General features: G+C 38.4%; 18 protein-coding genes. 7 read left to right on the plus strand and 11 right to left on the minus strand.

Going from position 1 to position 12542, the window contains the following annotated elements:
- Positions 1-63: 63 nt before the first annotated feature.
- From AB7942_RS04110 to AB7942_RS04125, 4 genes are all read right to left on the minus strand, one after another.
- Positions 64-447 (minus strand): VOC family protein, encoded by a 384-nt coding sequence (locus AB7942_RS04110; RefSeq protein WP_088085641.1) that lies wholly within the window; start codon positions 445-447, stop codon positions 64-66.
- Positions 448-467: 20 nt separating this feature from the next.
- Complete coding sequence (locus AB7942_RS04115) at positions 468-1451, minus strand: hypothetical protein (protein WP_369445906.1); 984 nt, start codon at positions 1449-1451, stop codon at positions 468-470.
- A complete protein-coding gene (locus tag AB7942_RS04120; RefSeq protein ID WP_369445907.1) occupies positions 1442-1867 on the minus strand; it encodes a hypothetical protein in 426 nt (141 codons plus the stop codon). The genes AB7942_RS04115 and AB7942_RS04120 overlap by 10 nt, the downstream gene beginning before the upstream one ends.
- A 679-nt stretch (positions 1868-2546) precedes the next feature.
- On the minus strand, positions 2547-2774 hold the full coding sequence (locus tag AB7942_RS04125; RefSeq protein ID WP_088085639.1) for a hypothetical protein: 228 nt from the start codon (positions 2772-2774) through the stop codon (positions 2547-2549).
- A 261-nt stretch (positions 2775-3035) separates the two neighbouring features.
- On the opposite strand from AB7942_RS04125, the gene AB7942_RS04130 reads away from it, so the two are divergent.
- Positions 3036-3560, plus strand: a complete 525-nt coding sequence (locus AB7942_RS04130) for a DinB family protein (protein ID WP_369445908.1) — start codon at positions 3036-3038, stop codon at positions 3558-3560.
- 235 nt (positions 3561-3795) lie between these two features.
- Positions 3796-4221, plus strand: a complete 426-nt coding sequence (locus tag AB7942_RS04135) for a VOC family protein (protein ID WP_369445909.1) — start codon at positions 3796-3798, stop codon at positions 4219-4221.
- Positions 4222-4300: 79 nt separating this feature from the next.
- On the opposite strand, the gene AB7942_RS04140 is transcribed toward AB7942_RS04135, so the two are convergent.
- From AB7942_RS04140 to AB7942_RS04155, 4 genes are all read right to left on the minus strand, one after another.
- Positions 4301-4693, minus strand: a complete 393-nt coding sequence (locus AB7942_RS04140) for a VOC family protein (protein ID WP_369445910.1) — start codon at positions 4691-4693, stop codon at positions 4301-4303.
- A gap of 119 nt (positions 4694-4812) precedes the next feature.
- Positions 4813-5418 (minus strand): exonuclease domain-containing protein, encoded by a 606-nt coding sequence (locus AB7942_RS04145; protein ID WP_088085635.1) that lies wholly within the window; start codon positions 5416-5418, stop codon positions 4813-4815.
- A 325-nt stretch (positions 5419-5743) separates the two neighbouring features.
- A complete protein-coding gene (locus tag AB7942_RS04150) occupies positions 5744-6316 on the minus strand; it encodes a TetR/AcrR family transcriptional regulator (protein WP_369445911.1) in 573 nt (190 codons plus the stop codon).
- A gap of 12 nt (positions 6317-6328) precedes the next feature.
- Positions 6329-7036 (minus strand): MBL fold metallo-hydrolase, encoded by a 708-nt coding sequence (locus tag AB7942_RS04155; RefSeq protein ID WP_369445912.1) that lies wholly within the window; start codon positions 7034-7036, stop codon positions 6329-6331.
- A gap of 192 nt (positions 7037-7228) precedes the next feature.
- On the opposite strand from AB7942_RS04155, the gene AB7942_RS04160 reads away from it, so the two are divergent.
- Genes AB7942_RS04160 through AB7942_RS04170 form a run of 3 tightly spaced genes read left to right on the plus strand, consistent with a single transcriptional unit; the run spans position 7229 to position 8438 of the window.
- The gene (locus tag AB7942_RS04160) at positions 7229-7552 is read left to right on the plus strand and encodes an ArsR/SmtB family transcription factor (protein WP_335437071.1); all 324 of its coding nucleotides are present in this window, start codon (positions 7229-7231) and stop codon (positions 7550-7552) included.
- Positions 7536-7991, plus strand: coding sequence for an SRPBCC family protein (locus tag AB7942_RS04165; RefSeq protein WP_335397907.1), 456 nt, complete (start codon positions 7536-7538; stop codon positions 7989-7991). The genes AB7942_RS04160 and AB7942_RS04165 overlap by 17 nt, the downstream gene beginning before the upstream one ends.
- 57 nt (positions 7992-8048) lie before the next feature.
- Positions 8049-8438, plus strand: a complete 390-nt coding sequence (locus AB7942_RS04170) for an SRPBCC domain-containing protein (protein ID WP_369445913.1) — start codon at positions 8049-8051, stop codon at positions 8436-8438.
- Positions 8439-8550: 112 nt separating this feature from the next.
- Here AB7942_RS04170 and AB7942_RS04175 read toward each other — a convergent pair whose 3' ends face one another.
- From AB7942_RS04175 to AB7942_RS04185, 3 genes are read right to left on the minus strand one after another with little or no spacing between them, the layout of a single operon-like run.
- The gene (locus AB7942_RS04175) at positions 8551-9519 is read right to left on the minus strand and encodes a PDR/VanB family oxidoreductase (protein ID WP_369445914.1); all 969 of its coding nucleotides are present in this window, start codon (positions 9517-9519) and stop codon (positions 8551-8553) included.
- A gap of 16 nt (positions 9520-9535) precedes the next feature.
- A complete protein-coding gene (locus AB7942_RS04180) occupies positions 9536-9997 on the minus strand; it encodes a dimethylamine monooxygenase subunit DmmA family protein (RefSeq protein WP_369445915.1) in 462 nt (153 codons plus the stop codon).
- The gene (locus AB7942_RS04185) at positions 9997-10953 is read right to left on the minus strand and encodes a heme-dependent oxidative N-demethylase family protein (protein ID WP_369445916.1); all 957 of its coding nucleotides are present in this window, start codon (positions 10951-10953) and stop codon (positions 9997-9999) included. Before AB7942_RS04185 ends, AB7942_RS04180 begins: the two co-directional genes overlap by 1 nt.
- Positions 10954-11302: 349 nt before the next feature.
- Between AB7942_RS04185 and AB7942_RS04190 the strand changes: the two genes are divergently transcribed.
- Positions 11303-11812 carry a DoxX family membrane protein gene (locus AB7942_RS04190; protein WP_215017023.1) on the plus strand — a complete coding sequence of 170 codons (510 nt, stop codon included), beginning with the start codon at positions 11303-11305 and terminating at the stop codon, positions 11810-11812.
- A gap of 218 nt (positions 11813-12030) precedes the next feature.
- Positions 12031-12540 carry a DoxX family membrane protein gene (locus AB7942_RS04195; RefSeq protein ID WP_369445917.1) on the plus strand — a complete coding sequence of 170 codons (510 nt, stop codon included), beginning with the start codon at positions 12031-12033 and terminating at the stop codon, positions 12538-12540.
- Positions 12541-12542 lie beyond the last annotated feature (2 nt).

Raw genomic sequence — 12542 nt, forward strand, 5'->3', positions numbered from 1 at the left:
TACTTAAAAGGGTCAGCTCTCAGGGAAGTTAGCGCGTAACTTATCGGAGACTGACCTCTGCTTTTACGGTGCTACTAATTCCACTTTGATTCGATCAGGATCTTCGAAAAAAACAGCGTAATGAGATCCCCCGCCAGCAAATGGATGTTTATCTGGATATAGAATATTAACGCCTTTTTCCTTCAATTGTAATGTCATTTGATTAACCTGCTCTCTTGATACTGCCTGAAAAGCTAAATGGTTCAGGCCGACTCTAGAACGATGATACGGAATATCTAGAAAACGGTCATCCGCCTGAACAAAAACAATATAAGTCTCTCCATGTTTCCAGCTGAAACCAGACTCCCATTTTTGGAAAGGCTCATATCCAATTTCAGTTAAAAACCACCCCCAAAACTCACTTGATCTGCTAAGGTTGGAAACATAGATTTCTAAATGATGCAGCATAGCTTTGATCTCCTATCGGCTTACCTAATTTTCCTAATCTCTTCTATAAACGCTGGTCGGCGTTTATATTTTTCTCTTAATTCTCCAATTAGCTTATGTGAATGGATTGTTCCACAGGCTTTTTTGTAGGTTTTTATGATGGAACAAACCGTTCGATATTTTTTTCGATCGGTAGCCTCCTCAGCTGAGTACTCAATAAACTTAATAAAAAGCTTATTTACTTCTTCTAAATAATCTTTAATAATATAGGGATACAGATCAATAATAGACCGAATATTACTCTGGCAATAGGTTAAAAGCTCTGCAGTTAAATTTTCCTCTTTTAAAATTGACAGGTACACAGGGAGCTTGTTCTTCATCTTTTTAAAATCATCTACAATCTTATTCAAAGCATCATCCCATTCGTTTGCGGGATATAATTCTTTTAGTTTTAAGTAATAGGTAAATTCATTTGTGAATAACAATTCTCTTGCTAATTGCTTTTGTTGTTCAATATCTCCAAGCAATTCATAGGTTTGATATCGGTATTCTCGCCACTTATGGACAAGGCCTCGATATTCTGCGTCTGCTTTTTCACCATCCAAACAAAGTTGAATCACTTTCTTGAATTCACCTTTTCCTAGTTCATTAGCGATTGCCTTTTCACGAAATTCGCTATGTTGGATATTTTCATATATAAATATCTCAGTAGCATCTACACCATCACAACGTTCAATGTTTTCGAACTGTAGCAATTTTATTTGTGTTTTTTCAAATCTATCACTCCAAGATGATTCTGTCTTCTCAAAGAGGGATTTTAGCTGTTTTTCTAACTTTTTTTTCAAATCTTTAATAGGAGAATAATAGGTACAAATTTTTAAAAGAGCATAGCGCCAATCACTCCAGCCATTATAATGTTCTTTTAAAGCTTCTTTCACGATCGCGTCAAAAAGCCCCTTCTTCTCTTTTTCATTAAAATTGGGCAGACTGGCAATTACTGCATCGTCAATCGTTCTTATCCCCAATTCATAACGTCACCGATTGAGCCATTTGAGTCATCAGAAAAATTGAGCATTTTTACAACAGGTGACAATACAACTAGTGATAATAAAATTGCACTCTCCCATTCACCTTTATCTACTTTTTCTTGTGCTTTTTGGAGAGTCAGATCTGCACCTTGTAATGCTGGGGCCACGTGACGCCAATCGATGAAACCTTTCCTTTTTGCACGATTAATAGATTCAGTAATAAGCTTTTTCGCTGATGAAATTTCGTCTTTATGAGAAGTGTATTTAAAAAGAAGCTGTTTTTCAATTTCGGGGAAATCATCTGACAGGTCAAGAATAATCCTCATTAATTCTTCTTTATTTTGATTGGTAAGGATAGTTTTTAAATCGATTTCACTTGATCGTGAGGTATTGTTTGGATTAGACGGATTCATGCTTTTCACCTCTTGTGGATTATATATATTAATTGTATCATGTTAAAATTAAGAGCGGCCGAAAATTGGAAGCACAGATTCGCCCATAAAAACACTAAATACGCCCATAGAAGTCCAATATTCGCTCATTGAAACCAAAGATTCGCTCATAGAACTCAAAAATTCGCCCATGGATGGGGAATGCATTTAAATAAATTATAAAGGTCCTAATATCGTAGTGTAATTTTACACAAAATATGATTTTTATTATGCTTCTCCTTGAGTTATAACAGAAACTCTTGTAATTATTAAAGGGATTTAATAATTCATAATAAAAACACCACAAGTTAACCGATAACTTGTGGTGGCTCTATTTACGAAAATATTTTTTGAAGAAGGGATTTAGGTTTTTTCCTCAACTTATCCACTGAGTTCTGAATCCCATACATGATCACTGATTTACTCTTGACTTCGCCCCAGGGAAAAAGCGCTGGATTGTTCGTTTCCCTATGAACGGCATCGACAACTAAGGTATTATCATCATTACGAGCAAAATCATTTTATTCTTTCGCATCTATATGCCATTCCTTTTTTCTTTTTAGAATGCACAAATTGGAAGAATTTATTTAATATTTATACAAAAAAAGGTATTTCTTCCACCCAATTTTAATTTTAAAAATAGATAATTAAAAATGAGTGACTATTTTTTTGTATAATAAGCAAGTCCAAACAATAGCAGAGGCAGCAGACCAGCGAATCTAAACCATCCCTCCGCACCGCCAACATAGAGCGAGATGGTTGGTATAGCAAGGGCAATCCCACTCCACAAAAAGGCTTTCCATGATTTTTTCCAAAGACCCCTAACAAAAAGCAGGACGGATGCTCCGATCAATAGCCAATAGACGATTCCTACCAAGAAAAAATCCATTAAATCTCCCCCTGTAAAAATATTCTTTTTCTATTTATAATATGTCTTATTCATCAAATGGTCCTTTACTATAGGAAATGTACTTTACTCGGCTTATTTTTTAAACGCCGGTCATGTAGTTATGAATATTATGATAGGATTATTGTATGCTAGTCCACCTTATGGGTTTTCTTAAAAAAAAACGAATAATATCTTTGCTGTCCCTCATACCATTAGGATGAGGAGAGACTGATGGCATGCGATTAGAAGGGAGAAAATGAAATGCTGCAACGTCCTTTAGCAAGTGAGTACCCAGAATACTATAAACCTTATGTGAATCTAGTTCCTGAGGGGAATCTATTAACACTTTTGAAAGAGAATTTGGTCAAAACGATTGAGCTTTTTGAGTCGCTTTCGGAAGAAGATGGTCACTTTCGCTATGCCGAAAATAAATGGAGCATCAAAGAAGTACTTGGCCATATGGCAGACACTGAAAGAATTATGAGCTACCGGCTTCTCCGTGTTGGACGGGGAGACCAGACTGCTTTGGCTGGTTTTAACGAGAATGATTATGTCCAAGGTTCGCAAATTAATAAATTACCAATAAAAAATATTCTCGAAGACTTTATTGCAATTAGAAAAGCTAGTCTTACCTTAATTCAAAACATGCCGGAAGAGGCTTGGGCAAACATTGGCTTTGCCAATAACACTGAAGTCACGGCCCGTTCCATAGGCTACATTATCGCAGGTCACGCCCTCCACCATTATAAAATCATTAGTGAAAGATACCTTTCTTTATTGAAATAAACCATGTCATCGAAGTGAAAATGGTGTCAGGCACCACGATTAAAAACCCGTGAGTTTAGTTTTAGCTCATGGGTTTTTATTGATTTTGGTAAAAATTTACTTGCGAACATTTGTTCTTTATTTTATAATTAAAATATCGGTAATAATAAGAAGTGAGCATCTCTTAGGAGGCCGGCTAGCTTATTTCCTATCGAGGATAGCAAAAAAATACTTTTAAATCGAGGAGAGATTTATTATGACATTACGTTTGATTCCCTATTTAGTGATGGATGGAAATGCGAAGGAAGCGATTCAATTTTACGAAAAGGCTTTGGATGCACAAGTTCTCTTTTCTCAGTCTTTCGGAGAAATGCCAGAAAACCCTGAATTTCCATTACCTGCCGATGCCAAAGATCGTATAGGTCATGCGACAATAAAAGTAGGCGAAACGGAAGTTATGTTTTCAGATACGTGGCCAGGGCAACCCCATCAAAGCGGAAATCAAGTGACCATCTGTATTTCAACGAACGACGCAGACCAGGCGCATAAATTTTTCGAAGCCTTACAGCAAGGTGGTCAAGTGAGTATGCCGCTTCAGGAAACGTTTTTCAGCCCAGCTTATGGTAGTCTAACAGATAAGTTCGGTGTGAACTTTCAAATCTTCACAGAGGGTCGACAATAGGACTTTTACATACGAGATGCACGCAAATAAGCCCGGTCCAAATGCGACCGGGCTTTTCCTATGTACGTCAATTTATTTATTATTGTAGATTAAGTTGCCATGAAACGCCGAATTTATCAACTACCCAGCCAAACTTTTTGCTAAAACCATAATTATCTAACGACATTAATAAGCCGCCACCACTAGACAAATTTTCATATAGTCGATTTATTTCCTCTTCAGTATCACAGGTGATATAAATAGAGAATGATGGTGTAAAAGTAAATTCATGTTTTATATTACTATCAATGCACATGAATTCCTGACCTTTGAGTGTAAAGGCTGCATGCATAACACTTCCCTCTTCCCCCGGTCCGTTTGCCCCATAACGAGTAATTCTGATTATTTCTGAATCCTCAATCAATGATATGTAGTAATCCATTGCTTCTTCCGCGTTTCCTTGAAACATTAAGAATGGTGTAACTTTTGCCATAGTAATACTCCTTCTTTTTTATAAATTATTGTTTAGGATTAATTTTTATTTCAATTGGCAACTCGTAACATTATTGACAAATTAGCAAAAAAACTAATCAAAACGTTTGATTAGTTTTTTTAACCCATTTTAGTACGCGAAACAGCAGGCTGATATTTTCTCATGGGGGCCTTTTCTAGCACCTCTTGCAGATAGAGGTTTCCATTCGGACTTGTCTTCTTGAGCAACTCTAACAAGTATGTAATATCATCTAGTGCTCTATGTGTTTGGTAATTTGTAATGTTGTGTGCTTGTAATAGGGTTAATAGTTTCCCATTTGGAAAGCCGTAATTTTTCCAAGGGATGTTTCTCATTGTGCAATACCACTTCAGGTCGTTGACTTCCGGATACATGTGATAAAGAAAGCTTCGGTCAAAAGAAGCATTGTGGGCAAAAACCGAATCGGCACGATGAAAATAGGTTTTTATTTTTACATCATAAAAGCTTTTCCCTTGAACTAACTCATAAGGGATTCCGTGAACTCGATAGGCTGTGTCATAATTATTTCTTGCTGAACGGGAAAGCGGCTCACGCAAAAAGGAGTCTTCATCAATAATATCGATAACCTCGCCGGTATCTGCTCGATAGGAAAATAACTTTAATGCGAGCTCGATTACTTCATCCTTGGTAGGACCTAAACCGGTTGTCTCTACATCTAATACTAAACCCAATTTTTCTGACCTCATCTAAATGATCATCCCTTAATACTAAACTTTATCCCATTATACCAAAGCTTGCCATAGGACTCTATCTCCAAAATGTACCTTAATGAGAATATTACAGAGTAGGAACCTTAGAGAGTGACCATGACCAATATCTTTCGATGAGTACGGGCACTGTGATCCTCTCAGAGTGACCGTGACCGATACTTTTCGATGTGTACGGGCACTGTGGTCCACTCAGAGTGACCGTGACCGATATTTTTCGATGAGTACGGGCACTGTGATCCTCTCTTAGTTACTGTCCTCGGCTTTTTTCCTCCAGCATGGGCACTACAGACCCTGCCATCTATTAATCCTCCAGCCCAATCCCCGCAAGAAATGCCTTAATAATGATCATAAGACTTTCATTCAAATCCAACGACATCTTGAACCCTCCTTTTTGCTCTAGTGCAGAAAATCCATGTAAAATGCTACGTAAACCCCGGACAGCATGCAAAGCACGCTCCCCTTCTAAATGATACGCCTGCAAAACGTGGACGGAAAGGTCAACGATTTTCTCCCCTGCTTGCTGCACATCCACGTCTTCCGGGTCAGGGGCAAGTAAGGTCGCCTCATAAATCCCTGGGTGCTTTCGGGAAAAACCCACATAGGCCTGGCTAACCGCCAGCACAGCTTCGGTGCCTGACACCCCACTTGCTGCATTTGCCATCACTTCATAAAGCTTATCGATTCCGTAAATCGCCAATTTCTTTCTTAATCCAGTGAGTCCATCAAAATGATTATATAAAGAAGGAGAACGTATCCCAAGCTTCTTTGCTAAGTTGGCCAAGGTAACTTCCTGCACACCATGTTGGTCGGCAATCTCTCCTGCTGCTTCGATAATAAAAGATATTTCGAGACCGATTTTTGGTCTTGGTGACATAATAATTACTCCCTATCCTATTTTTCGTTCCAGATTTTTGATTGCATGCTCCATTGAGTTTACAGGATTTATCACGATCTCTCCGTGGCCGACTGCAAGCAATTCAGGCCGATAACTCACTAATTTCCGGGCACTGGACAAGGCGGTTTCCTTACTCCACGTACCAAAAGCCGGGAATGGAAACCAAGCTCTAATATCCCCTGCAACAGCCATTCCACCTCGTGTTTGAAAGGAATCACCTGCAATCAACGCCTTTGTCCGCAAATCTAAAAATGACATGGAGCCTGGTGTATGTCCTGGCGTTTCGATCGCTGTTAACGAACCAATCAGGTCTCCTTCCTTCAATAATAGATTGGCCCGCGTTTTTAATTTTTTCGGTACACCGCCTTTAATCGGGGTTTGCGCCTCCTGAGGATCTAGCGATCGATCGCCATTCATAAGTCTGTGGTCTCGTATCGAAATATAAACCGGTACATCTGGCAGCATTTCTTTTATTGCATCCAACGCCCCGACATGGTCTTCATGTGCATGCGTCAACACAATTTTGGTAATCGGCTTTCCAATCGATTCAGCCGCCTTCATAATGCCTTTGGCACAAAAGCCAAGCGCTGCATCAATTAACGTTAACCCGTCCTCTTCCTCCACCAAATAGCAGTTGACCGGAAATACATTCGCCATGAATGTAACTTGATACAAGTACCCATTTTTGATCATCCTCATAATCACACATCCCCTTTAACTATTATCATTAGTTTTATATTAACTAATACCATTAGTTTTATCAAGTTCTTTTTTGGAAGAAATTACAATCCTCTTATGAATTCATATATTCATCGTTTTTGCCAAAAGATACTAATATGACTATAACTTAATTAAGTTGACACTTAATTAAGTCTACGCTAAAATAACGATATGATTGAAAAAGTCCTTCATGCATTAGCAGAACCTAGACGTCGAGATATACTCTATCTCGTTCGTGATGGAGAAATGACCTCCAGCTCGATTGCCTCACATTTTGACATTTCAGCTCCAGCGGTTTCTCAGCATCTCAAAGTTCTCGAACAATCCGGCCTAGTTATAGTTCGGAGAGACGGAACGAAACGGTACTACGGTATTAGAAGGGACGGTTTTTCTGAATTAAAGCAGTATATTGACCGTTTTTGGGATGATAGTTTACTTCGTTTGAAAGAAGCTGCCGAAGAGGAAGAAAGGAGAAAAAATGAATCAGACCAATAATGAAATCATCACAAAAGAAATATTTATTGAAGCCCGCCCGGAAACATTATTTTCGTTTTTTACTGATGCGGACAAAATGGTTCGCTGGATGGGGAGACATATCCTGCTCGAACCAAAAATCGGAGGTAAATATCGAATTGATGTGAATGGCAGCGATATTGCCATGGGCGAATATGTAGAAATTGTTCCTTATGAAAAAATCGTCATGTCTTGGGGTTGGGAAAAATCAAAGCTCGTGCCACCTGGTTCAAGTAAGGTCGAATTCAAACTGACTCCGAAAGAAAATGGCACAAATTTAGTTTTAACTCATTTTGACTTGCCAGTTGAAGAAATCCCATCTCACCAACAAGGATGGTCACATTACATGCCCCGCATTAAAGATTTTGCAGAAGGCAACGATCCTGGTATTGACCCTTGGTCCGAAATGGCCATGCATTAATTTTTTATAAAAAATAAATAACCTTTTCTACGGAATAATATATTGGAGGAATAAAAAATGACTAAAACAATTCATCAAGAAGTAATTTTCAATGCCAGCCCTGGACTTATATATGAAGCACTCACAGATTCGAAACAATTCAGCGAAATGACGGGAGGTGCACCTACAGAAATAAGTCCCGAAGCTGGTGGTACTTTTTCGTGTTTTGGCGGCATGATTCTTGGAAGAAACATTGAACTTGTTCCAGGTGTGCGAATTGTACAAGCTTGGCGAGTAGCGAACTGGCCAGAGGGAGTTTATTCTATTGCTAAGTTTGAGCTAAAAGAACAAGACTCAAAAACCCTTTTGGTTTTCGACCACATCGGTTTTCCTGAGGCTGAAGGAGAACATCTTGCGGCAGGATGGGGAGCGAATTACTGGAACCCATTAGAAAAACATTTAGGATAAGTTTCATATACTCGTATTTACAATTTACCTTAAAATGCTTGGAGCGTCTCCAAGCATTTTTTTATATCATTATTTAAAAACATTCCTTACTTCATTGCCCAGATTTTTATTATTAAATCTCGATTACGATTTTCTCTGATTTAGCCCGTGATACACAGGTTAAAATGACGTTTTGGGCATTTTTCTGTTCCTCACTTAGGAAAGAATCATAATGTTCAATCTCGCCTTCTAACACATTAAGTTCACATGTGCCGCATCGTCCTACTCGGCAGGAATAGGGTACCTTAACACCTGCTTCAAGCAATGCCTCCAACAACGTTTTTTGTTTCGGTACATTCATGGTTAAACCTTCTGATGATTGCACTTGCACTTGAAAAGATGCAGCCGCTTGGACTTTGGGTGGTGTAAACCTTTCATAATGAACGCTAGTCCGTGGATAACCTATCTGATACGCAGCATTCGTAAAGCTAGTAATAAAAGTTTCTGGTCCACAAAAATAAACATGAGTGCCAATTGGATGATTTAGCAGTGAAGAATAGTCTAACCTTTTAGATTCTCTTTCTTGTGAAAAATAAAAATGGCTTTGTTTGGGGTATTTATTTTTCAAAAAATCATAGAAAGCGCATGAAGCTTTTGTTTTAGCAGCATAATGTAACTCGAAAAATCCTTCTCGACCTGCTAACTCTACCATCATTGATAGGAATGGAGTAATGCCGATTCCCGCTGCATAAAACACGTGATGCCTCGCTTTAAAGCTTAGTGTAAAGTGATTCTTCGGGTAACTAACTTGTAATCGATCTCCCACTTTTACCTGATGATGCCAGTAATGAGAGCCGCCTCTCGATGTCTTACTTAATAGAATAGTAATTTGGTAGCACTCTGTATCTTCCGGTTGATTGATTAAAGAATAGTGTCTTTCGATGGTGGTGTTTCTATCTTTTATATATGTAGTAATATGCGAACCACCACTAAACCCAGGCAGTTCTGACATACTAACTGGAGCTAGTGAAAATCGTTTAACATCTGGGGTTTCCTGGTGAATGGATTTCACCAATACTTCGATTGTTTTTTCCTGTTTCAATGGTATCCACCCCCTTTTAAAGTTTAGCAACATATCCTAGATAAGCATCCCTTAGACGAGAATAATGATTAGAAATCTCAAGTCTTAAATTGCAATAAATACAGTCCACTTCAACTTGTTCCGTGTTTTCAGTATCGATTGTAGTGATTCCATGACAACGGCCGCAAAACACATTTTTCTCCTTCTCACCATAGCCAATGTACTGCGCTTCTTCCTCGGAAAAACCAATCTCTTCAGCTAATTGTTTGATCGCCTTCAATTGATTCCAATGGGCAGCAATATAAAGGTAACTCCCCATCCTCTGTTCACTTAACCATGCAACCAAATCTGTAAATTGAACTTTGCCGATAAAAACCATTTCAAAAGAGAGATTTTTATCTACCACTTGGTCGATAATCGATTGTAAAATCGCACCCCCCTTCTCGTCGGTACAAAATAAATATTTTCGCTTTCCAGGTACAAAAGTTGCACTATCCATTAGCTAACACCCCTGTTTGTTAACTGTTCTTTTAAGTAATCGATGACAGCATCCTTGAAAAGAGATAGCCCTTTATAATCGACAATATGGGGTGGCAACTCACGAATGATCTGATAGAATTGCTCAGCCCATTCAGATTTTAAGGTTAATTTTTCTAATGAAAGCAAGTGGGTATGGATCGTAAACAGAATTCCTCCTGACCGAGGCAATCGGAATAACTTTTGCACTTCCACTCGTAAATGAACAAACTCACCAGCATTTTCCTTTGTTACCTCTTTCCTGCCTTTCCCCCAGACATCAAAGGTTTCAAGCGATGTATCTAAGCAATTCCCAGCCATTAAGGACCAATTTTTTCTCCACCAAGGGTAACCTGCCTCCAACTGCAACAGAAATTGGAGAATTCGCCCGTCCAACCCTCCCTCCTTAAATCCAGGGATAGGCTTATGAATTTCTCTAAAACTCATCCCTAGATCAAAAGCCAATGACCAATTAGCTGGAAAACATAACTGCCCAGCATCCAAGTATAAATCTCCGTCCCGCTGCATCATGAAGATGATGTCCTCTTGTACATGCCGCCCGATAAAATCTAATGGTTGGCATGGCAGAGTCGTTACATCACCAACAATAAAATCATGCTTTTCCTGAAGAATTTTATTTTCAAACGTCCACTTTTTACAATTCTTATCAAGATTAAACTTTTCAGGATAATAGGTTGCTAGATGGTCCATTACCAACTCAAGGATTTCCCATTGTCCATTCAGCGTATGTGGCAGTGATTGATAGCAGCGTTCAGGATGATGTTCGAGAAGCTGCCGCCTTAGCTTTATTTCCTCTTTATAATGAGGGGTAATTTCCACACTGTTAGAAAGATCTAACGGTGTCGAGTTATTTGAGTAACGATACACTACTTCTTTAAATGGGTATGGAAAGGATTCTAGTTCGGACGCCAGATGCATAATATCCTCCTTTACTGAAAATTCGTTATATTCATTGTAATAAAAAGGAAGGTAGAATGTGAATACCTATTTTTAAGTGGGATCACTTAAATGACACTTGGTCTGAAGGACAAAACTCAGTTGGAAAACTGGAGATCTGTCCTTTATAATGCCGATGATGGTCAAAACTCTCAAGGTATTATGGATAAAAGATCATTTCGTTTGAAATTTGTTCACAACTTTTTTACAAATATGTGAAATAGTGAACAATTTACCCTTATTTCAAAATAAGTTTGGTATAGTAACAATGTAGTTAACGAACAAACAAACAAACAAATAAATAAAAATAAATTAACAAGGAGTGTTTCGCATGGTAGTAAATTGGTTAAGAGAAAACAAAGTTGCCGCTGGAATTTTAACAGTTCTTCGCTTATATATGGGGTATTCTTGGATAACAGCTGGGTTCCACAAATTATCAGGCGGTTTTGATGCTTCTGGCTATCTAAAAGGGGCAATCGCTAATCCAGTGAAGGGGCCAGACGGCGCGATGGTTTATGGCTGGTATGTTGATTTCTTAAAGCATTTCGCCTTACCAAACGTTGATATTTTTAACACCATCGTCCCTCTGGGAGAGTTCTTAATCGGACTTGGACTTATTCTTGGATGCTTAACAACTGCTGCTATGTTCTTTGGACTTGTAATGAACTTTTCATTTTTCTTAGCAGGAACCGTATCACATATTCCAACAGATCTTTTCCTAGGAGCGATTATCCTATTCTCTGGCTACAATGCGGGCCGCATCGGTCTTGACCGTTGGGTTATCCCATTCATTCGTAACACAGCATTTAAAGGGAATAAAACAGTGAAACATAACGTTTAATACAAGTAAGCATGGGGAATGTCTTTCATAAACTCCCTTATCTACAACACTCTCCAATTGTCTTGTGAAGAATCTTGTGTGTGTGAAATTTGTTCATAACTTTTTTACAAATATGTGAAATAGTGAACAATTTACCCTAATTTCAAAATAAGTCAAGTATAGTAAAAATGTAGTTAACGAACAAACAAATAAAAATAAATTAACAAGGAGTGTTTCACATGGTAGTAAATTGGTTAAGAGAAAACAAAGTTGCCGCTGGAATTTTAACAGTTCTTCGCTTATATATGGGGTATTCTTGGATAACAGCTGGGTTCCACAAATTATCAGGCGGTTTTGATGCTTCTGGCTATCTAAAAGGGGCAATCGCTAATCCAGTGAAGGGGCCAGACGGCGCGATGGTTTATGGCTGGTATGTTGATTTCTTAAAGCATTTCGCCTTACCAAACGTTGATATTTTTAACACCATCGTCCCTCTGGGAGAGTTCTTAATCGGACTTGGACTTATTCTTGGATGCTTAACAACTGCTGCTATGTTCTTTGGACTTGTAATGAACTTTTCATTTTTCTTAGCAGGAACCGTATCACATATTCCAACAGATCTTTTCCTAGGAGCAATTATTATTTTCTCAGGCTATAATGCTGGCCGCATCGGTCTTGACCGTTGGGTTATCCCATTCATTCGTAACACAGCATTTAAAGGGAATAAAGCTGTAAAACATAATGTTTAATC

The sequence above is a fragment of the Neobacillus sp. BF23-41 genome (genome assembly GCF_041106275.1).

Coding starts and splice junctions, on each gene's coding strand:
- AB7942_RS04110 (WP_088085641.1), bottom strand. CDS start 447: ATGCTGCATCATTTAGAAATCTATGTTTCCAACCTTAGCAGATCAAGT.
- AB7942_RS04120 (WP_369445907.1), bottom strand. CDS start 1,867: ATGAATCCGTCTAATCCAAACAATACCTCACGATCAAGTGAAATCGAT.
- AB7942_RS04125 (WP_088085639.1), bottom strand. CDS start 2,774: ATGGATTTTTTCTTGGTAGGAATCGTCTATTGGCTATTGATCGGAGCA.
- AB7942_RS04130 (WP_369445908.1), top strand. CDS start 3,036: ATGCTGCAACGTCCTTTAGCAAGTGAGTACCCAGAATACTATAAACCT.
- AB7942_RS04135 (WP_369445909.1), top strand. CDS start 3,796: ATGACATTACGTTTGATTCCCTATTTAGTGATGGATGGAAATGCGAAG.
- AB7942_RS04140 (WP_369445910.1), bottom strand. CDS start 4,693: ATGGCAAAAGTTACACCATTCTTAATGTTTCAAGGAAACGCGGAAGAA.
- AB7942_RS04145 (WP_088085635.1), bottom strand. CDS start 5,418: ATGAGGTCAGAAAAATTGGGTTTAGTATTAGATGTAGAGACAACCGGT.
- AB7942_RS04150 (WP_369445911.1), bottom strand. CDS start 6,316: ATGTCACCAAGACCAAAAATCGGTCTCGAAATATCTTTTATTATCGAA.
- AB7942_RS04155 (WP_369445912.1), bottom strand. CDS start 7,036: ATGAGGATGATCAAAAATGGGTACTTGTATCAAGTTACATTCATGGCG.
- AB7942_RS04160 (WP_335437071.1), top strand. CDS start 7,229: ATGATTGAAAAAGTCCTTCATGCATTAGCAGAACCTAGACGTCGAGAT.
- AB7942_RS04165 (WP_335397907.1), top strand. CDS start 7,536: ATGAATCAGACCAATAATGAAATCATCACAAAAGAAATATTTATTGAA.
- AB7942_RS04170 (WP_369445913.1), top strand. CDS start 8,049: ATGACTAAAACAATTCATCAAGAAGTAATTTTCAATGCCAGCCCTGGA.
- AB7942_RS04180 (WP_369445915.1), bottom strand. CDS start 9,997: ATGGATAGTGCAACTTTTGTACCTGGAAAGCGAAAATATTTATTTTGT.
- AB7942_RS04185 (WP_369445916.1), bottom strand. CDS start 10,953: ATGCATCTGGCGTCCGAACTAGAATCCTTTCCATACCCATTTAAAGAA.
- AB7942_RS04190 (WP_215017023.1), top strand. CDS start 11,303: ATGGTAGTAAATTGGTTAAGAGAAAACAAAGTTGCCGCTGGAATTTTA.
- AB7942_RS04195 (WP_369445917.1), top strand. CDS start 12,031: ATGGTAGTAAATTGGTTAAGAGAAAACAAAGTTGCCGCTGGAATTTTA.